Consider the following 21,823-nt stretch of genomic DNA (forward strand, 5'->3'; position numbering starts at 1 on the left):
GATGCTGCACGGCCGCACTACGGCAGAGTTCATGATCCGTTCGCCCTTAGCGTACGATTTCGCACTGCTCTTGTTCCGACCCCAAGGATGAGATCGGGAAAGGTGCGCTCCGGCTTTCGGAGCCTCAATGATGGTCAGAAGATCAGTTACAAGTTGGTGCTGGACAAACGTTCCGGAAAGCCTCAGCCAGCGAGCTCAGGGTGATCTGATACGGACTGACCGGCTACGCGGCGTCAAGGTTTACGCCTTCCACATCGTTGAGCGGAGAAGAGCCCGCATGTGCGCTGGCAGGTCGAGTTCACCGCACGCCTCGATCTCTAATAGGTATCGGGCCTTGGCCAAGCGATCGTTTTTCCTGGCCGCCGGGTAGCCGCAGACAGCCATGAGAGCCCTTTCCTCTGCGCGGCAGGCACTTGCTGCACAGATCAGAAAAAAGCCGCTGGTCCCCGTTTGCTACTTACAAATCTCCGGCGCCACGGTCATGAGTAAGCTTTCCAACCGTCGGCTTGCTTCCGGGTCACCTTGCGGACTTGGGCAAAGGATGGTGCAGTCGCCCGCACCGGGTAGGCGCTCAATATCGACCCACGCGCCCGCGGGCGGCGGGAATATGACGAAACCGCCCATAGGGTGACACCGAACAATGTGAGCTTCGGTCGACCACCCCAACGTTCTCCTGTACATCTCGACCGTATGCGGCTTGACGTCGAGTTTGTTGTTCTTCCCGTGATGCTTTGGGCTTGCCAGGCATGCATCGCCAACCATCAGCAACTTTCCATTCGGTGTCGTGATCCTGATCAGATAATCAGGTGAGCAACGAAGCTCCAATCCAAGAAAGGGACGCTCAGCGTCGAGTTCCTGATTACGTGCCGCCCACTCGAGTGCAGGGATATCGCGTTCGTGCGCCGGCGGAAGTTTCTCGTAGTCGACGAACACAGGTTCCGCCTCGTAATCCAGTTCAAGAACAACATCATTTCGTTTCAGGCGCCAAGAGCAGGACTTGGCCAGATCAGTCGCATTCGTCGAATGGGCGCCAGAGAAGCCCAAACGTCGTAATTCCTTCACCAGCCAAACTGCTCCCCAGAGCTCCCACAAACTATTTAGAAACACAGGTGGATAGTGCGACTTCGCAGATTCAATCTCGGAAAGCGCCTCGGAATAAAGGGGAGCAAAGGCGCGAAGAAGTTGCCGAAGACGAAAGTCTCTCTGAAACAACGGACTAGGGTACACAAAAGTCGTCAGTTCCAAGTCGTTGCCGAGACGCGCCAGAATGCTCTTAAAATCCCCCAATCGTTGCTCAATTGAGGTGAACTGCCTGATCTCTTCGTCGATCTTCTCCTGTCGTTTTTCTGGGTTCCTGCGGCCACCTCTCAACCGAAGCGACTTCAGCTTGCTTGCAACGGCATCAGCCGAATCCCGCATCTGACTCCATCTGCGCATCGCCCAATGCGAGACGATTGCATTCTCCGCCAGCGGAACGCCACGTCTTGACTGGGGTCCCAGCTCGGTAAACGGATCACGGCGTATCGAGTGCGCCGCACGCAACTCCTCGTCAACCAGACGAATGAGTTCGGAGGGGATCGTCATGCCGCCGCTGTTGCTGCGGCGACCCCATGATCGCTCGGGGCGCTCGGCAATCACATCCCAGGCCGCCGCAAACCCAAGCTCGGCTTCGATATCTTCGACCATCGCTATTACATCGCGGTAGTTTAGCAGCGCCGTTGGAATGACGTAGCAACGCAACGTACAGCTTTTCGGAGTCTGCAGCGGAAGACTGATGTCGCCCAGACGACGCTGTCTTGCCAATTCACTTTCGAAGCTCCATCGCTGCCACTGGGTGCCGTCTTCGGCCGGCTCGGCAAGAGGGACTAGCTTCGTGTGGACGTCCTTCGCTCGCGCGACAATGCCGCGGGTCAAGATGTCGATATAGGGGGAGTCGTCGCGGACGAGATACCAGGTGTTCGGCTCCCATCGATGCTCAACACCGACACCATCCGCTCCCATCACGCGGATAACTTCAATGGTGGACCTGTCTACTGCCAAGGCGAAATGAATCCGAGACGCGCTTGCTGACGCGCCAGTTTCAGACGCCGACGTGTTCTGGGGAGTTCATCGACCCCATCAACGACCTTCTCTAGCGCGTCCAATGCTGGTTGCAGTTGATCGAACGCTCCCGACAACTTTACCAGGATACGGCTCGCGATTACACGGTCCACCAATTCATCCCGGTCCAACAATCCTTTGCCCTGAAGGTCCAGTCTGTGGTGCAGATTGAGCAGCGCTTTGATGTCCGAGAGCACCCGGCGAGAGGGAAGCAGGTCGTGTCGGAGTTCATGATCATGAACCGCTAGGTGCAGCGCTTGCAACACTGCATCGACCCGTGCGTCGGTGTTTGCGCCACCGACTGATATGGCCGGCAGGCCTGGAAGGGGAGGAATTGACGCCAGGTTAGAGAGCCCGGCTGGCCCCTCCATATCCCACGAGACTTGCTTGAGCTCAAGAAGGAAGCACCGGTCCAGGACCTTTGGTGAGGGTGGACGCGACGAGTCATCGATGTTCAACGTGCCAAAAACGCGGCACGGAGCAATCGTTGTGTCTTGCGTGATCACGCCGTTTCCGCCGTCCAATGCGTGAAAGAGCCGAGACAGATAGTACTCCGGCCGTGTGAGGTTGAACTCATCAAAGAGGATCAGATGCGACAGCGTTCTTTCTTTGAGGAGGTGGCTCAAGAGGCCCGTTTCGCCGAAGAGAACGCTGTCGTTTTCCCAATGCGCCTGCACGGCGACTTCGTGAAAAGTCTCGCCAATTTTCTTGCCAAGCATGCGCGCAATAAGCCGGACAAGTGTCGACTTTCCACACCCCGGAGGCCCCGCAAGGAGCACGAATGGCCGCACAGCGAGCGCAAGCAGAGCCACGACAACGTCGTCGAAGTGCAGATGGGGTTCTGCGGATTTGACAGTATCCTTGAGTGATGCGAGGGCTTGCGAAAACTCGGAGTCTGTAACGCGTTCCCCCCAATCGAAGCGGTCTTCCTCATCGGGCGTAGCTTGCGTTGAGGGTGGTAAGCCGGGCACTACAGCCGGTTCACTCGGCGCGAACGATCCGGATTTGTCTTTTTTCTCTTTGCTGTTCTTCCCGATATCGCCATTGTCAGGCACGAGGTTTCGCGTGAGGCTCTGCCCGTTCGCGACCTCGGCCGCCTTGGCCTGAGAAACCCGTTGCTGAGGGCTGCGATCAAGAGCATCTGGGCGCTCTGTCTCCCGATCGTCTTTCTTGTCCGCAGTCGTGCCGGGCACGCGACCGTCAACGTTTACCCCCTCGCGCACAACACGCTCAAGTTCTTGGGCTGACGTCCAACCGCGGTTCGCAGTCACCGCAACGATTTTGGACATGCCCAAGTCCAGAATAATGTCATTCGCACCGTCTACGGCCAATGCCTCCGAGTCCAACAGTTCATCAAAGGGATCTAGAGCTGGTTCCTGACGCTTGCGGAGCATATTGGCATCGATCCAGAGATGACCCGTTTCGTCGACTTGGTTCGAACGGATTGTTGCGCGCTCGCGAACCGGATCCCATTCGAGCTCCATCTTGCCAGGCGACTCACGTACCTTCATCGCGCGAAACTGACGTCCCTGCCGAGCGGACATACCCGCCGCGGGTCCTGGCACCAGCCGTGTTTTTGGCTGCGATCCTTTTGCAAGTGCGGGTAGATCTTCAATCTGACGCTTTCCGCCGTCGTCGACAAACGGATCGTTTGGATCAAGCACGATAATTTGTTGTTCGCGGTCTGCGGACTGCTTCATCCCCAGCAACAGCGGATAGGGAAGTGTCGATTCGAGCGGAGCGGTAAAAACGTCCCTGCCCTGCTCGTTCGGCTCGCGAAGGCGCGGCGGATCGTAGTTGTGCAGAATGTGGGCGAGCCCACCGACCGCTGCAGCAATTGCGAAAGAGCTCCCAACCCGAAGGACCTCTGGCTGATCGCCATCAGGAAAGAGCGTCTCCATCATCGCATCCTGGAAGCCAGGGAGCAGACTTGTTCCGCCAGCCAACAAAATTGTGTCGATCAAACGATGGGCATCACTTGGACCGGTCACGCCACGCTGTTCGAAAAGCTCCTTGCTCTTGCGCTTCGCGTCCGCCGAGGACGTCTGGTTGTCGTAAAGCCGCTCACAAAGTCGTTCGAAGAGAGGGCGCAGGCCGCTCCAAAGTTCGCCAGACACAGGCACAAGCGTCTGTCGATCGATCGTGAGCTGCTTTTCCGACAATGGCACTTTGAAGGTAATCGCCGTTTCACCCAAGCTTGATCGAACTTTCGCGTCTTCGATTGCGCGCAACGCCGCATCGGTGACGTCGACACCAAGGAGCTCGCAAAGGCGCTGATCGACCCAACGGCCCGCGTGACCGACGCTGTCGCCTCGAAGGGCACGAAGCCGCAGGTCACGCTGTGCCCCCTTTGAATCGGGGCTGACAATACTTTGATCGCGCCGGCTGAGAACCAAAGTCATATTGGTGGTCGCAGCGCCCACATCCACCACCAGAAGGACGTTGTTTCGTCCAGCTTCGAGTTCCATGGTTCGCTTTAGGAGGCGGAAATACTCAGCAACCATTTCCGGCTCTGGTACAACAGCTATCCCGGGGATGGCGGCCTCCACGGCACGCTTATAGCGAGTTCGCGTTTTTTCGTCTGCGATCGACGGCATCAAGGCGTATTTTCGACGGGATTGATATTCCGGCGGTAGTTTTTCCAATATTTTTCTAAGGTATTCCCGAAACACCTCGTCCCGCTCCAAGTCTCGATAGGGGGTGCGTGGATCCTTTCGATCGTATATGATCTGCCGCACCGCCTTGCTGCCGTGCAACATCCAATCCTTTATGTCATCCAGTTGGTAAACCCAGGGGGCGTCTTGGGGTGAATCCAGTTGGAGGGTCCACTGATTGCGATCTTTAATCTTCGGGTCAGCTATTATAAAGCATCGAGACGGGTAGAAGGGCTGACCTTCATATTGCAATAGGAATTGAAACGCAGTTTCGGACATATTCTTATTGCACTTTCGTGAGCATCAGATTCGACGCTGCAGGACTTAGCAGAAAACCCTACGCCAAGCCAAACCCTGAGAAGTTCTATCAACCTGAATCGAGAATGATCGCGGTTTCGTTTCGATAGGCAACCTAAACTGCAATGGATCTGGCAAAGAAATGTACGAAGGCGGGTGCTTATGTTGCCAAGGGCACAGATCATAGATTTCGTCCTGGTCTTCAGAGGGCTCAGAACGCGTAGCCTTTCCTCGGAGGCGAGACAGCGGCTCGGCGGTAGGGGCATTTCCTTAGCGATCTAATCTGACCCGCAGCCTCCGTGCGCGCTCCCGGAAGGCTTCCTCGCCGCCTTCGAGGATGTCGCATACCGCCTTGCGGATTTCAGCGTTTTCCAGGCCGCCAGCCCTGTAGGTGATCGGCGGAAGTCCGCCTGCCGGATGCGGTCCGGCATCGGCGACGATGATCTGATCCGCATCCGTGTTGATGACGAGGTTGGCGTTGTGAGTAACTATGATCACCTGACGCTTGGCCTTGGCGGCCACGAACAGGGCAACGAGTTCATCGAACACCGACTTGGGGTCCAAATTCTCCTCGGGCTGATCGATGACAAGGGGGCGGTCGTCTGCGTCGTCCAATGCCAGATAGAGCAGGAGAAGCACGATGCCTCGTGTCCCCGGCGACAGCTTACGAATGTCGATCCCGTCATAGACGATCTCGTAGCGGACCGAGATGTGGTCCGTGTCGAAAAGCCAGTGTGCGAACTGCTTCAGCCACGTACGAAATTCTACCTGCTGGTTTTGCGCATAGGGCGCGTGGCCAATCAGATCTCTCATATACAGCGCGAGGAAGCTGGCCATCGCCGCCTGCACATCTGCGGCCGACCCTGTTTCCCACGCGGGCCGTAGGGTGGTGTCGGCCAGCGCGATCAGCGCGCCGCGACCCTGGAACGGTCCCGCCTTGCGCCGGTCGAGAAGATCTTCTTCGGCGACCGTTCCCCAGGCGGCGACATCGACGACGCGGCACACGGAGAAGCCGAGCTTGCGCAGCGTGCCTGTCGATGCTGTGAGGCGAGCCATTAACGGCGCGTAGAGGTCAGCAAGTGCGTCCTGCTCATTGATGATCGCCTGAAAGACCCGGGCGTAGGCCGCATCCCGCTCACCTTGTAGCTCTCTCCGACGTGTGGCGGCGCCGTGGGCGTCGGCCAGTCGCGTTTGCAGGTTTTGAAGCGCCGCGTTCTCGACCGCGATGCGCTGGGAGAGGGTGGCGTACTGATTTCGGACGATATTGTCGGCACTGACCAAGGCCTCTAGGCGGACCATCTCGGCCAGAAGCGTGTTGAGGGTCAGCTTGGATAGATCGGCATTGTCCGGGAAAAGTGGCGTGCTCGGGGCTGCGGGCGGGATCGGCGGACCCGTCAGTGCTGCGACCTGCTGGTCGGCCCAAGCCACGTAGCCCGCGAGGCTCGTGTCGACGTTACCTTTGTAGATGAGCAGGAATTCATCCCACTGCTGCGCACTCAGGCCGCTGTGCTGGTGCCGTTCCTTGGCCTGGCGCAAAAGTTCTGGCGCCTTGGTGGCGCGGGTGCTGGCCACCTCGTCCTGCAGGGCGACAAAAGTACGGCGCTGGTTGCCATAGGCCAGGATCGTTCCGCGAAGTGCCTGAACCGCCTGCCCAAGCTGCGAGTGGCGGCTTGCCTGCGCTTCGCTGCCCTTGACAACGAGCTTGGCTAGATCCTGGTTGTAGCTCTTGATCTGACCGTCCTTCTGAGTGACCTGCAGCGACAGGCCGGCCACCGAAGCCTCTTTCTCGATTTCGGTGGCGATGCGTTCGGAAATGTCGGCGATCGCGTCTGCCTCCCTTTCCCGAGCCTGCTGGAAACGAGCGGTGCGGAAGTCGCGCAGTTCGGCGAAATCGATAGCGCCGTCGCGGTCGTCCTGGGGATGGGCCTCGAAGATCACACGTTCGATCTCCGCGATCAGGCCGTCAGAAACACCAGCGGAGGAGCAAAGCTCCTCGACGAACTGCTGAGATAGATAACGCGCGCGGGGAAACGCTAGATGGCTGTTAGCGTCTCGGCCGTCCAGGAAACGCGTGACCGAGGCGCCGCCGCCCCAATCCAGTGTCGCGGTCGCGTTGCCGAGAAGCGTGCGGGCGCGCACGAGGAAGGACGGGCTGATATTCTCGTTGGCTCCCCATGCTGCTGGCGCGATCGCATCGCAGCCGGCGGCGATAACGTCAGCGAGTGCGGTCTTGCCGGACCCGCGCGCGCCAATGATCGCGACGAGGCCCGGGTTGAGCGGGATCGCGGGTGTGGCGGCCCAACCGGCGTCGGCGATCGAGACGTGGGAGATTACCTGGGAAGGCATTGCCGTGCGCGGCGGCTCGGCGCCGACATGGGCGCGGCCCTCGGGGTCGATGCAGGCCTGACGCAGGGCGTCGAATTCCAGCCCGCCCTTGATCCACGAGTATCGCTCCTCCACCGGCTGGCCGACGGTCTGCTGGTCATGGGCGTCGCTGCCGTGCAGGCATGGTTTGCAGCCATCGTACCGTTCGCGAAGCTGATCGAGTGTCACCCCCCGGCGTCCGGACCAAAACTCGCGCTGCGCCGGGCTGCTCGAGAAGATGATGTGCGCGAACTTTTCGATCTCCTGGCGCACGGTCGCGTCGGCGGCCTGGCGCAGGCCTGACGTCCCGTCGCCAGCCGCGCCCGCGACGGCGACGAGGATGTTGGCTTTCGCCCAATCGCTTTCGCGCATGACCCGCCGAAGGTGGTCGAAATTGACCTTAAACTGCGTTGCGCCATGGGCGAGCGCTGCCCGATCATCGATAATGCTGGTGTCAGCCTTCTTGCCGAGAGAGATCAGATCCTGGCGGGTGCAGTTGAAGGTATCGCCGTGAGCCTGGAACTGAAGGCGCTGAAGGATGCGGTGCAATTCCTCGACGTGCTTCGGGTCTTCGGGGCTGACAAGAAGGTGGAGGTTGACGAAACCGCTCTTGGCGGCGACGTCGAGGCGCAGCTCGACGTTCGGGAAAATGAGCTGGACGCCAGGCAGGCGCCCCGCCGCCTTGCATCTCAGGACCTCCTGATAGCTGTCCGTCAGATAGTAATCCGTCACCGCGATCGCCTCGATCTTCGGCGTGACAGTCTCAAGCGTGTTGAGATAGGTCTCCCAAGGCGTGCCACCGCCGAACTGGTTGTTCAGGACGGTGCCTGGTGCATGAATATGCGGTTCCCAGCGCCGCCACTCAGATCCACGACCGATCATGTTACCTCCTTCAATGCCGGTCGCTGTCAGTCCTGACGGTCGTTCCCCGGTCGATCTGATCGAGGACAACATAAGGTCGTCCGAACCGACAGTTGAGAGGTTCGGGCACAGTAATGTTAGGGGTTCAGCGGCTTACGCGATATTCCCAGCCCAGCTCGTTTCGCTGATCGTTCAGGCCATCGGAATAATCATGAAGGACCGTCTCGATCTCGTGCTCGCTCAGGGTGCAAGGGTTCTCCAGAGCTGTCTGATCCCAGCCGATGTTCCAGATGGTCAGTAATTCGGGTTTGTCGCTCCAGCGCGGCAGGAGGAACGTGATCGCCATCAGAGTGGGGAACTGTCGCAGGATGCCCGTCTGGGTCTGGTGGCCTGCAAGATTGCTTTTGCCGTCGAACTCAGGGAGCGAGAGAATCTGTTCGCCCGGCAATCCGAGCGCCACCTGCCAAAGCTCGCCGCTCACGCAGCTTTCAGCTGGCGGCGCTTCATGGAAGAACACCGGCAACAAGCCAGAAGGACCCTGCGCGATGCTGCTGAGACGTCCCAGATCAACGACAAGCACGGTGGGACCATATTTGATCTGACCAGGCTTGATGTTGTTGCTGATCTTCTGGATCGTGTCGTCAATCCGGGCGACCGAGCCGGCATTTGGCAGGAGTCCGGAAATTTCGTGTGGTTCGCCAAAATGGATGCCGGGTTTGTGAGCGCGCTCTTCCAGCTCGGCCGCGATCTCCAGCGCTTCGTGACCGATCTCCTTGTGGCGCCGCAACGGCTCGGCGATTTCGAGCGCCTTGACCTCGAAATAGAGGTGCCCGGACGCATGCGAATATCGGAAGTCCGGCCGCTTCGCTTTGTGGCCGCCGGTCCCAGGAGTGCGCTCCAGGACAACACCGCGGTCCTTCATCGCCAGATAGAATGACGCTTCCGAATAGGCCTCATAGGCCTGCGCCATCTGGACATGATCTTCCGGTGCGGCCACCGCCTTGAACTTTGTGCGCAGCTCGCGATCAAGCGCTGCGAGCGTGGTGTCTGTGCTCGCGTCTTGCGTGATCCGCTCGACCTGCTCCCGCGTCATCATCATGATGGGAACCGACACGGTCAGGCCGGACAGCAACTGCGATACGCGGATGAATTCGTCGGTTGATGTCGTCACCATCGTTGACCTTACTGCGCCGCAGCCAATTGGGATGGCACCGCAGCTGGGTTGCGTCTCTCAGGGCCGGTTCGCTCCGCTCCGAGTCATGGGCGCTCCGTTCCGCTCACCGGACGTCGAGACGCAACACAAGGGCCACGTCTGGCATGTCGGGTCGACGTACGCAACGGCCTGTGTCTGAATGGCGGCGAGAAATCGACTATCCAAGCTCATGGATTGTTACGCCCGGCACAACCGTCTTGGCGATCTCGCATAGGTGCTGGTGATGCGTGAGGTAGATTACCTGTCCGGCACCCGCCATATCGCCAGACAAGCGGAAAACCTCCTCAGACCGGACATGGTCGAACGTTTCCATGATGTCGTCGGCGATGAACGGGACTGAGGGTCGAAACTGGGCGAATTCGTAATATCCCGCAAGCCTCAGGGCCAAATAGAGTTGGAACCGCGCACCCTTTGACAGCGCGTCGGCGACCTTGGATTGCCCGTCGTGTTGCAATGCGATCAGTACTTCACCGCCTTTGATCGGTTGGGTTGTCAGGCCTGAGTATTGGCCACGCGTCATCAACGCGAAAGCATCGGATGCGCGCGCCATCATGCCGGAGCGATGGCGCTCTCGATAGACGCGCAGCGCATTGCCGGCAGCCATAACACCCAGCTTCAGCTCGACGTAGCGGACGGCCTTGTCTTCGATGTCCAGAAGGACGGTGCGCCGTTCGGCATCAATGCGGGCAACGGCGCTGTCGCCGCCAATTGCATCCAGCTTGTCGGCTGCGCGCGTTCGTCGAATGAGCTGTTGTTGGATCGCTTCGTCAAGATCCTGAAGCCGCTGATCGGCTTCGGCCCTCTCGATGGCAAGCTTGTCGAGATCGAGAGCGTCCAGGATCGAGCGCGCCTGCTCGGACCCTTCCACCGCGAGTTCGGCCGCCGCCTGCTCTTCGAGTTCGGCCACGGCAGTGCGCAGGCGATCCCTGTTGCGCAGCTGCTCGTCGCGTTCCACGACCTCTGACAGGGTAGTCACGCCAAATACGCTCAGGACGTCGGTCTTGTCGCGCTCATGTGCAAAAATCTCAGCATCGAGGAACTCGCGGGCATCCTGCAGGCGCTGCAAATCGGTGACGAGGTTTGCTTCCGCCTCGCGGGTACGATCGGCGCGCTCGAGGCGCTCGGCAAGACGGATCGCTATCTGTTCCGGCTCGTCGCCGTTCGCCGGCTCGCCCACTTCCGCTGCAACGGCGGTGACTTCGGCCAAAAAAATGTTCCTGTCCGCCACCATCTTGTCGACGCGGAGCTGCATGGCGTCGCGGTCTTGAAGGCTCTTGGACAAATCGGCCAATTGATCGAGCACGGTGTGCCGACGCCAGGCGCCGAAAGCCCATTTTCGAGCCAGGTGCCCTTGAGCGCGTCGACAATACCGGCCAACCACTCTTCCTCACCGCGCTCCGCCGCGTCGACGGCTCGGCGTCTGGCTGCCAGATCCTCCTGCCTTGCGCTGACTGTTTTGAGCGCCTCGCTGCGCTCGGCGTCGATCTTGAACTGTCGGTCGAGGAACAGCTCTGTGACAGCCATGACCGTCTCCAGACTGTCGCAGGTATCCGAACCGATGCCGACGCTCAAAAGCGCCCCGCTCAGCTCCAGGCGTATCCGGTCTGCCTCGTCAGCCGCCCGCCCGGCTTTCTTGCGGGCAAGCTCGATTTCCTCCCAGGCGGCGAGCGCATCGATGCGGGCAGAAATTCCCTCCTCGATTCGTTCGATCAGACGTTCAGGCGACGGTTCCGGGCACTCTGCGAGCAGGTCTCTTGCGGCCGTGCGAACGTCAATGAGCGCGGCCTCCCGTTCTGAAGCGTTTTGTGCAAGTTGGTCACGCATATGCGTGATGGCTGCTGCGGCTTCGGCGAGACTGCGGTTTGTCGTTCGTATCTCGACCAGCTCGCGTGCGTTGGCGAGACGGCCTGTGCCGACACTGTCGTCTCGCGCCAACGCTGCCGCGAATTCATCCGCCGTGTCCCCGGTAAGCAAACCGCGATGCCGTGCCCAGCTCTGGTCCCGTACGCGCCGAATGGCGGCAGCCGCGTCATCGTCGGTGACATCGACCGAGGCACGCAGCGCATCAAGGCGTGCCGAAAGCACGTCGTGATCGCCATGGTATTCGACAAGACGTGCTGAAAGGACGCCCCTGCTCTTCGCGAGATCGGCGGCAAGCGATTTCCATGCACCAAGCTGCCCAGCATTCGGTATGGCGATCCTGGCCAGGGCCCGCGCATCACCCGACCATGGGTGCAAGCGTCCCAATGCAGCCTCCCATCGAATAGCCCCCGCATCCTCAGCCTCGCGTGCCGCCTTGATGTCGCCGAAATGCTCGCCGGCGCGTGCCGTCGACAAAGCCGAGACCAGTCTTGCCCTGGCAGGCTCGGGCACGGCCCGTTCTTCGCCGACCCGTTCGCGGGCTGCTTGAAGCGCATCAACGGCTGCCGCGGCTTCATCGCGCGCGACGCGCACACTGGTGGCCATACCAGATCGCTGCTCGAGCATGGCGCGGACAGCGCCAACGGTTGCTGCCGGCAAAAGCAGTTTGGCTGGTTCTGACTCGGAGGATCTTCCCAATGCGGCAAGGCAGCTTGCCACGGCGTTGTTGAGGATTTGCAGTTCCGTCCTGCGGCTTGGCAGGTCCAGGCCCGCTGAAACATAACGAACCTTACGGTCGGCCAGGCCACGAATGCGCTCGGAGATTGCAAGGATCACGTCGTCGACATCGACCGCAGCGCTTTTCATCGTCACCCTTTCGAGATCGTCGGCGCTCGCGGACAGCCGCGTTCTCAAGCTGGCGTCGGTCTCGATCATGTCGGCGACACTACCGGTCCAGGTCCGTGCCGGTGATACGATGTCTGGCAGCTCGGCCAGCTGGGCCGCCTTGCGTCGGATATCGGCAAGAACCGGCACGGCGCGCAGATATTTCGCAATGGTATCGAGCCGCGCCTTCAGCACCGATCGTTCGGCGATGCTGCGGTCATATTTTTCCGTCGCATCAAGACGCTCTGTCTCGAGGGTTTCGAAGGTCGACGCCAAGGTGTCGATCGCGTCCTTCCCAGACTTCAGCTCGGCAAGCCGCTTCTTGAGCAGTGCAAGCTCGGTTCCATGTGCCTGCTTGCGATAAAGCCCCTCGGCTTCGGCCTCGAGCGCGCTCAACGTGTCACTGGCATGCCCAAGACCGGCGCTGGCCGTGAACAGCAGTTTGCCGAGGTCGCCGCGCGACTCCAGGATTGATTTTCCACCTGCTTCCAGGGTCTCGTCATCGAGCGAGAACATGGTCGCGTAGGCATCTCGGGACAGGCCGGCAAGGTGTGCCGTTATCGACACCTCGCTGACCGGCTGGCCCATCGCGTTCAACAGCGAGTTGTTGCGCTGTTTCGTGCGCGTGAAGACATGCTCCGCGCCACCGAGTTCGAGCACGCCGCCGATGCGCATCGCGCTGTACTCGTGCAGGAAATTGTAGCGGCTGCGCTCTTCGATGCCGAACAGCAGATCGAGATAGCCAGAAAGTGCCGTCGACTTGCCGGCCTCGTTCAGCCCGAACACGATGTGCAGGTCGGGCCCGGATTCCGGCTTGGGACCGAAGTCGATCGTCCGGTCGGTGAACTTGCCATAGCGGATCAGGTCGAGGCGCCGCAACCTCATTGCGATCCACCTGCCTTGAGGCGGGCGGTGACCAGGTCGGCGCCGCTCTCAAGCACCCTGTCGAGAAAGGCTTCCAACCCGGCCTCGTCCTTGCCGGCGAAGTCGCGCCCGTCGGGCGGCAGGTCGGCAATCATCTTCTGGACGAGCGCCCTCGCTTCGGCACGGAAGGCTTCCGAGCCGGCGTCAGCGCGCATGGATTGAGCGAGTTCGAAAATCGGGTCTGCGATGCCCTCTGATGTTTCCGCTGTGGGTAGAACGAGGTTGAGCTCGAGCTTCTCCACCCATGTGTCACCCGTCTGTTCCGCAACCTGTTCAGCTTCTGCGAGCAGCAGGTCACGGTCGCGGATCAGCGCCCACGACAAAGGCGACGCCCCGGTCAGGCCGAGACGCACCACAACATGACGGGACCTGATGGCAGCCCTGACATCTTGAAGCGCTGAGCGAACATGCCCGACCACTTCAGACCATTCCATCATCCCGGACACGTCGACGCTCAGCCGCTCGAACTGTGCGACACTGGTCAGCCTTTCCTCGATCTCGATGGAGCGGTCGTTCCGTATCGTCACCAGCGTGACGGATTTCTCGCCGGCCTCGTTGATGTCCCTACCCTGCGGTATCCCTGGCATGATGACTGTGCTTGCACCGGGATGGACCTGGCGAGAATGGATGTGCCCGAGCGCCCAGTAATCAAAACCATGAGCATGCAGGTCAGCTACACTGCAAGGCGCATAGACATCATGACCGGGCGATCCGGCCAGGCTGGTGTGCATCATGCCGACATTGACCGCCCCTTCGCGGGCGGCCGGATATTTGGGCAGCAGGCTGTCCGGCGCCTTGGGGCTGGCAAAACTCAAGCCATGAAACATGACGTCCAGACCGCCGGCCGTCTGCAGCACCGATTGGGGACGGCCACTGAAGATGGTGACCGTGTCGGGAAACACCAGCTGCTTCGAAATCCGCGACAAGGCGTCATGATTGCCGTGGATCTTGAAAACCCGGATACCGGCTTGGTCCAGCCGCGTCATCTGTGAGGCCAGGAATCGTGCCGTTTTCATCGACGTCTGGTCGCCATCGTAAAGATCGCCGGCGATGACCAGCGCATCGACACGCTCCGCAAGGCAGAGATCGACAATGGCGACAAACGCCTGGCGGCTGGCGTCACCGACAAGTTCGGCCAAGTCGGGGTCGGAACAAGATCTGCTTTCCCAGACACGCTAAGATCGAACGAAGCATGAACATCAAGCTGCGCGAAGTCGGCGCGCTGGCAATCTGAGCAAACGGAAGCCTTCGGGCATTTGATGCTCGGTATCCCAGGCATAGATGCCTGTAAGATTGATGTGTTCCCAACTGAGCGGCGAGATGTGCTTCAGCAGCGTGTCGGGAATGTTTTTGCCCGCTTGCTTCAGATGCGCGACAGCGCGGTCGAGATAGACCGTATTCCAATGCACGATCGCGCTGACGACGAGATTGAGGCCGGATGCGCGGAAGGCCTGGCTTTCGAACGATCGGTCACGGATTTCGCCTCGCTCATGGAAGAACACGGCGCGCTTGAGTTTGTGCGCAGCCTCGCCCTTGTTGAGGCCAGCCTGACAGCGCCGTCGCAATGCCGGGCTCGAGTACCACTCGATCATGAACAACGATCGCTCGATGCGGCCCAGTTCCCGCAGGGCCCTCGCGAGTTGGCTTTCCTTCGGAGACGCCGAGAGCTTCTTCAGAATTGTCGAGGGCACAACGGCGCAGGTGGTGATCGAGGCCGCAAGGTGAAGCAGATCATCCCAGTGATCGAGGATCAATGCCGTGTTGATCGGCGCACCGATGTGATTGGTTAGCGCAGGATAGGCGTCGCCTTTCTCGAATGTATGGAACTTCCGATCCTTCAGATTGCGTAGCCGAGGCGCGAACCGCTTGCCGATCAGAGCGAACAACCCGAACACGTGATCGCTTGCGCCGCCTGTGTCGGTGAAATGCTCCTGGATATCGAGGGTCGTGTCCTGATCGAAGAGGCCGTCGAGCACATAGGCAGCCTCGCTTTCCGTCGGGCTGATGGGCAAGATGCTAAAGTAGCCATACTGGTCAGACAGGTGGCTGTAGAACTTCGATCCCGGCTCGCTGCCGTAATGTAGATTGACGTCACCGCGTTTGGCGGCGCGATCACTTGCCCGGAAGAACTGCCCGTCGGATGAAGCTGTCGTCCCGTTGCCCCACAGACGAGAGTACGGATGGCGGCTGTGTGTATCTGTCACGCAGGCTTGCGCCGCGCGATACGTCTCTGATCGAGCGTGGAAGGTGCGCATCCAGCCGATCTGATGAGCGCTGATGCCCTTTGAAGCACTGGCCATCCGCTTCGGACCGAGGTTGGTCGCGTCAGCCAGAACGCCGGCCAGCATGGCGGATACGTTCTGCGGCGCATCCCCAGTTCGGACGTGGGTGAAATGGTCGGCGAACCCGGTCCATTCGTGCACTTCTCTTAGCAGATCGGGCACCTCGATTTGCGGAAACATGTCACTTATTTCGGCGTTCAAATCTTCTGCAGCGGAAGGAACCTCGCCGACGGTCGGCGAAACGACCAGCGTCCCGCCTTCAAGACGAACCCCTTCGAGCTTTCCGGCTCGTGCCCGATAGGCAAGGCGTTTGAGGTTGAAGTCCAGCATTTGGCGAGCTTCAGCCAACCAGGCCGCTCCATCAGCTTGTACGCCAAGGCCGAGTCGGTCTTCTTCCTTCATCGCCATGAAAATTGGTCGAGGCATGAGGTGCTCATCCATCGGGCGGAACGAGCGGCTGCCGTCGACCCAGACATCGACCGAACAAAGCCTGTCTCGCAATGCGGCGAGTGTTGCAATTTCATAAAGACGGCGATCGGGCTTTTCCTGTCCGAAGATGAGTTTCCGATCGGCTTGGCGGAGGTGCGTGATCGGGACGCGCTCCGGGAGTGTCCGGCGCCTCTCCGAGTAGAGGCGTTTCAGCACACCGACCGCCGCAAGAAGTGGATCGTGTCGGCGGGCCGAGCGGAACGTCAACGCCTGCAGGAACGCACCCGCATATTTGTGGACGGTTGCATACTGCTCGGCTGCTAACGCCAGAGGTGAAGCCTCGTTGTCTTCGACCATAGCGGCAAGCTCGGGCTTCATCCGAAGCAGTCGAGGCCAGCCAACTTCGCGGTCGAGTGTCTCGATCGCATCATCGCCATTATCATTCGCCGCCTGGAGGGCGGATATCGTATCGAGGAACATCCGCAGAATCTTTGAGGTCTCGGGCCGAGCATCCATGTGCCGCTGTTTCTTGCGATTGTTGGCTTGCGAGAACAACCGACCCATCAGCTTGATGAACATCGTTACGGCATCGTCGGTGAGTTTCTTACCGAGCTTGATGATCTGCGCCACGATCGTCGAACGCCGCCGATTTGCACCGAAATCTGTGGCGAGCCACGCAGGAGTGGCGTCGCCCTCCCGAATGAGCTGGTCCCAGCGTCCAGATGAAATACGTGCCTGCAATTGAGGATCGATTTCGAGCGTGTGCAGGAAGGCAATTCGTTCGGTCAGTCCAATTAGGTTCGAAGCACCGGGCGCGTCTGGCGCTGATCGCAGCCAATGGAATCGCGTTTGACCAATAGCCAGATCGACGTGGAGCAGAGCGTCGAGCGCTTCCAACTTCTCGGCGGCGATACCTTCCAGGAGTGTGATTTCTGCGCGTCGGCGTGCAATGGCGCGACCGGCCAATCCGATTGTCTCGATCGCCGCCTGAGAAGGGAGTAGCGCCCGGCGCTGCCGAAACGCAGATATCACCGCCGTGACGATCGGGTGCCCCTTATCCCCGGCAGCCGCTGCGTCGATAGCAGCCAGAAGTGCTGCACGCCGGTCGTTCTTGTTGGCTATGTGCAGGCTGAGATGTTCGGTCAGGAAACGGCTGTGCTCGAAACGTGTCTGCACCCGACGCGCATAGATGGCGTAATCACGCGAGTCTACGCCGAGCTGGTCGGCCAAGTAGCGGATGACCGTCGCATGAGGCTGCTCGTCCTCTCCCAAGAGACGCCCAGTATGCCGCATGACGCAAAGCTGGATGGCGAAGCCCAGTTTATTATGCGCGCGGCGACGCACCTCACATTCCAACCTGTCAATTGGATCGAGAGTATAGTGCCGGAGCAGATTATCCTCGTCAGCCGGGAAGCCAAAAAGAACCTTTGCCTCCGCCGCATTGACCAGCCTTCTTCGGCCCATTCGTTCGCTCCTCGCTATGAAGGAGCCGAGCTTATGGTTGCTGCAAGATCGATCGCAATCGGTTGGTAATCTTATCCAGGGGACAAACAGCTGTTCGTGCTTCGTTCGACCTTAGCGTGTCTGGGAAAGCAAATCTTGTTCCGGCCCCTACAAGGAGCGCCAGTGCCGTGAGGCATGATATTGGCGGCCGCAACATCTTCGGCGGGTCCGGTCGAATGTTCCGGCCAAACGATCTTGCCATCCCGCACTGCCCCCGGCGCCACAGGCGCGATCTCCGCGATTTGAGGGGGAACTGTGAATCGGCAAGCGGCCGCGCGCTTCACCCGATTGGGTGAGGGCGCAACTCAGTGACGTGAAGGCAAGCGCGATAAGAGTGCCGTGAGTTCGGCCTGTCGATGTGTTCCCGTTTTGGCGAGGATCGCCCGGAGTTGGGTACGCGCGGTCTCACGGCCAATCGCCAATCGGGCGCTCGCTGCATCGATTCCATCGCCGGAGCTCAGACTTGACGCCAGCCGCGCTTCGGCCGCCGTGAGTCGGAATGTTTGACCGAGCAACCGTTCCGACGGCGCCCGTTCCCTCACAAGATCGGTGAAGCAAAGCAGAAAGTCGCCGCCATTGAAAAGGTCGCGCACGAAAGAGGTCATCGGCACGACTTCTGCTACAAGCCAGAATGATCCCTCTCGGGTGATGATTTCAGGCTCAACCGGACAGGCCCCATCCAGTGCACTTACGACGGCAGTCCCGATCATCCGCTGCAGACGGGTATCGCTCTCCCGATCCGCTGCGTGGATGCGGCCGTGACGGACCACAAGGCCGGAGCCGAACAAAGCATCCGCATGCTCGTTGCAGCGCATCAGGCAACCATAACGATCAAGAAGCGCGGCGCCAAAATTGAACTGATCAAGAACCGCCAGCGTCGGGTCGAGCGAGGTTTCCCAGATCTTCTCGGCAAGGCTGATAATCCGTCTCAGATCCGGCACCACGCGCAGGAAATGGTCCGCCTCGGACAAATCGAAGGCCCCGTTGCGGGCATCGCGGAACATCGACAGGAACCACTTGTGCTTCTTCACCACAAAATAGACGGCTGCCCACCACTCGCGGTGCCCAGGGCGCGCTATTTCCTGATAGTAGGGGAGAAACCTTCTCTCCTCGGGGGTCGTGACTTCGTCCTCGATAGTGAAGCAGGTGGCGGGTTTCGCCAGCAGCCTCAACCTCTCGGAACGAGGATCGGGAGCACTTTCGATGTTTTTGAGCCAGAGTTCCGAAAATTCGGCATGTTCCGTCGAGTCCGGCGTCGGTGTGGTCCGGTTGCTCTGGTCGCACCGGAAAGGGTGGGTGTCGTCACAGACGCGGATGACGCAACTCGTAGCGCCCAGGGCATCGGCAAGGTTCTGAAGCGCCTCCGGCCACCGCCCGAATTCGAAAGCGGCATCGTAGCAATCCTCGATTGCGGACGCGATTGCCTCATTAGCGGCCATACGGTCTTACCGTGGTAACGGGTAGGCGACGATACGCTTCAAAGTACCACGGATCGGGCTTTCCCCACTAGTTAGTTATCGCTAATATGCTGACCTCTTCTCGGTCGAGAGGGTCGCCACCATGTCAGATCAATCTGCTTTAGCGCTGCTACAAACGACCCAACCACGCTGCCCATCCCCATTTGCTTTGGCTTCCCGTGACGGGCTCTGGACAGAAACGTTCCAAACCGATCAGGATATTCGTCAGTATTGGCGAGGCTATGCCCATGGGGGCGCGGTGTGCGCTGTTTTGCTGATCATCGGCTTTTGGCAATTCACCTACTGATCTAAGGACAGCAAGCATCCTCGGCGGGCACCGGTACTCAACTATGCGCTCGGCTATGAGTTGGTGTACACGGAAAGCAAAATCCTTTGCCGGGTTTTGGAAAGGACCTTGGATGACTGCGCCGCTCTTCCCATCCTCGATGCTGTTTTGTCCTCAGCCATCGGACGCCGAGCGTGTATTCCGAACCCGTCCCCAAAGCCCGGCCATTAGATGTTGCATCCATTAGGTTGTATATTGGAGGAGGGCGGGATGTCTTCCTCACCCCTAAAAATCTTTCACTCAACCAACCTACCTTCCACCGTGGACCGGTAACACGTCCCCTTATGTACTGTGTTCATTTGCCGGCGGATCCCTTTTGGATTGAACTGGTTCCACGCGGCGCGAAGAAGCAAGACCACCGCATTCTATATCTGCCAACACGAAAAGTCGGATAGAGCGTCTCGCAAATATGGTACTGGTCGTCTGGGGCGGCTTGGACACGATCCCTTGGAATGAACCACTCCCCGCTTGGAGGATCATTGCGGGAATAGGGCTGAGGTTGTTGGACGTAATAGCCTTCTATGCTCGATCTGACACTGCCGGGATCGACAGGGTGGCAATCTAGATCGCCGCAACATCTCCAATGAAGAAGCGGGTCAGTCTTGCCCGTGTACCAACCGTGGGCGTCGGCATCGCCGGCCAAGCTAACGGCAATCAAAGCTAGATGCAGTCGCAACCACTCCATGAGATCGAGCCCCACAACTCTCCATATATATGACATATTAGAGAAAGCTAATCCAGTCTGGCAGGGGCCGCATTGGCAGACGTAGTGGTCCCGTTGGTCGCTTGACGTGCTCCCAGTAATTCGGACCGTTTTGGGCTGGGATTTTCCAGTTATGATCCTCGACCGGGATATGGAGAATCCGATGAAGGCATCGAAGTTTTCGGAGGCGCAGATCGCCTTTGTTCTGAAACAGGCTGAGGACGGAACGGCGATCGGTGAGGTGTGCCGTAAGGTCGGGATATCCGAGGCGACGTTCTACAACTGGCGCAAGCGCTATGCCGGTTTGATGCCATCCGAGGTGAGGCGGCTGCGGCAGCTCGAGGAGGAGAACGCCAAGCTCAAACGGATCGTCGCGGATCTGTCGCTGGACAAGGCGATGTTGCAGGACGTCCTGGCAAAAAAGCTCTGAGGCCTGCCCGCCGGCGCGAGCTTGTCGATGAGTTAAGGGACGTCTGGAAGGTCTCGATCCGCAAAGCCTGCAATGCCTTGCGGATCGACCGGTCCCTTTACACCTACAAGCCGAAGCGCGGTGAGCAGGCCTATCTCAAGCATCGGATCAAGGAGATTTGCGAGACGCGGGTTCGCTATGGCTACAGGCGGGTGCATGTCTTGCTGTTGCGCGAAGGATGGCCAATCAACATGAAGCGAACGCGCAGGCTTTACAACGAGTTGGGACTGCAACTGCGCAACAAGACGCCCAAGCGCCGTGTAAAGGCCAAGCTGCGGGAGGATAGAACCGATGCCACCTACTCCAACCAGGTCTGGGCAATGGACTTCGTCCATGACCAGTTGGCCACCGGCCGGAAGCTGCGCGTCCTCACCATCGTCGACACCCATTCGCGCTACGCGCCGGCGACGGATCCGCGGTTCAGCTACCGGGGTGAAGACGTTGTGCAGACGCTCGAGCGGGTCTGCCGCCAGGTTGGCTATCCCAAGATGATCAGGGTGGACAATGGAAGCGAGTTCATCTCCAGAGACCTCGATCTGTGGGCTTATCAGCGAGACGTGACCTTGGACTTCTCCCGGCCCGGTAAACCCACGGATCCCGGTAAACCCACGGATAATGCGTATATCGAGTCGTTCAACGGCAAGTTCCGCGCTGAGTGCTTGAACCAGCACTGGTTCCTAACCCTTGACGACGCCCGTCAGAAAATGGAGGAATGGCGTCGAGACTACAACGAGGTTCGTCCTCACAGCGCCATCGGTAATAAGCCGCCGATATCGCTCATCAATGCCTCAGGCGCATCTGGTCCGCCGTGAGAGCTACCCCCGGGAAATTCCTCAGCCGGGCGGTCCAAAATCGGGGCTCACGTCAAACCCCCGGGAAATTCCTCGGCCGGGCGGTCCAAAATCGGGGCTCACGTCAGTTAGCGCGCCGTCGGGATCGACGCCGATTAGTGGCATGTGGCCGTAGGTGCTGCCCCGGGCCGAAAGTCTATCGCAAAGGCACAATTTGGGGGTCTTCGCGTGCTTGCGCTTCTGGAGCCAGTGGCCGCCCCCGAATGGACTGGTGCGGCGATGCGCGGTACGCTTTCCTTTTCGCGTGAGGAAATCAGCGATTATCCGGTGACAAGCTGTGAATTCGGAACAGTATCTGACGGCGGGCGCTTTTGTTACGCTTGAAAGCCGCCGAGCCTGAAAGTATATTGAATTGGGGTGTTTCCCTCCAGGGTGTAGCTGCGTCGAATCGCCACCGATTTTCGATTTTCCACCTCGACGCACTACGTTCGCGCCCGGGCCGCGAGACAATACGCGGCCTAAGGGATCAAACACCGGAGGCAGCACGGTTGGGGGTGCGTCTCAGGCGGGTCACACGTCGCCGTTTGTCGCTCCGCCGGATGTTTGATCGATGGTGTGCGAAATTTCGTTTCCAAGGGTTGATCAAAGCTTCTGCTCAGCGTTCAATGACGGGAAGTTCGCTCAA

The 21,823-nt window shown here is 59.6% G+C and carries 10 protein-coding genes; 1 reads left to right on the forward strand and 9 read right to left on the reverse strand.

Annotation, left to right across the window (positions count from 1 at the left end):
• Positions 1–453 precede the first annotated feature (453 nt).
• The 9 genes from AC1DPX_RS30345 to AC1DPX_RS30385 all read right to left on the reverse strand — a co-directional run bounded on the left by AC1DPX_RS30345 (position 454) and on the right by AC1DPX_RS30385 (position 18,811).
• A complete protein-coding gene (locus AC1DPX_RS30345; protein ID WP_477241346.1) occupies positions 454–2,040 on the reverse strand; it encodes a hypothetical protein in 1,587 nt (528 codons plus the stop codon).
• Positions 2,031–4,856 (reverse strand): AAA family ATPase, encoded by a 2,826-nt coding sequence (locus AC1DPX_RS30350; protein ID WP_477241348.1) that lies wholly within the window; start codon positions 4,854–4,856, stop codon positions 2,031–2,033. The genes AC1DPX_RS30345 and AC1DPX_RS30350 overlap by 10 nt, the downstream gene beginning before the upstream one ends.
• Before the next feature lie 465 nt (positions 4,857–5,321).
• On the reverse strand, positions 5,322–8,297 hold the full coding sequence (locus AC1DPX_RS30355; protein ID WP_477241350.1) for a TrlF family AAA-like ATPase: 2,976 nt from the start codon (positions 8,295–8,297) through the stop codon (positions 5,322–5,324).
• Between the two features lie 124 nt (positions 8,298–8,421).
• Entirely contained in the window at positions 8,422–9,450 is a 1,029-nt protein-coding gene (locus AC1DPX_RS30360; RefSeq protein ID WP_477241352.1) for a hypothetical protein, read from the reverse strand.
• A 196-nt stretch (positions 9,451–9,646) separates the two neighbouring features.
• Complete coding sequence (locus AC1DPX_RS30365; RefSeq protein ID WP_477241354.1) at positions 9,647–10,696, reverse strand: ATP-binding protein; 1,050 nt, start codon at positions 10,694–10,696, stop codon at positions 9,647–9,649.
• Positions 10,627–13,119, reverse strand: a complete 2,493-nt coding sequence (locus tag AC1DPX_RS30370; RefSeq protein WP_477241356.1) for an AAA family ATPase — start codon at positions 13,117–13,119, stop codon at positions 10,627–10,629. Before AC1DPX_RS30370 ends, AC1DPX_RS30365 begins: the two co-directional genes overlap by 70 nt.
• Complete coding sequence (locus tag AC1DPX_RS30375; RefSeq protein ID WP_477241358.1) at positions 13,116–14,297, reverse strand: metallophosphoesterase family protein; 1,182 nt, start codon at positions 14,295–14,297, stop codon at positions 13,116–13,118. The genes AC1DPX_RS30370 and AC1DPX_RS30375 overlap by 4 nt, the downstream gene beginning before the upstream one ends.
• Before the next feature lie 60 nt (positions 14,298–14,357).
• A complete protein-coding gene (locus AC1DPX_RS30380) occupies positions 14,358–17,333 on the reverse strand; it encodes a Tn3 family transposase (RefSeq protein WP_477241360.1) in 2,976 nt (991 codons plus the stop codon).
• Positions 17,334–17,677: 344 nt separating this feature from the next.
• Entirely contained in the window at positions 17,678–18,811 is a 1,134-nt protein-coding gene (locus tag AC1DPX_RS30385; protein ID WP_477241362.1) for a helix-turn-helix transcriptional regulator, read from the reverse strand.
• Between the two features lie 1,230 nt (positions 18,812–20,041).
• Here AC1DPX_RS30385 and AC1DPX_RS30390 point away from each other — a divergent pair.
• A protein-coding gene (locus AC1DPX_RS30390) for an IS3 family transposase (RefSeq protein ID WP_477241364.1) occupies positions 20,042–21,159 on the forward strand; the annotation gives its coding sequence in 2 pieces (ribosomal slippage) (positions 20,042–20,294 and positions 20,294–21,159; 1,119 coding nt in all).
• The last annotated feature ends 664 nt before the right edge of the window (positions 21,160–21,823 follow it).

This window comes from Mesorhizobium sp. 01N446, assembly GCF_056399285.1.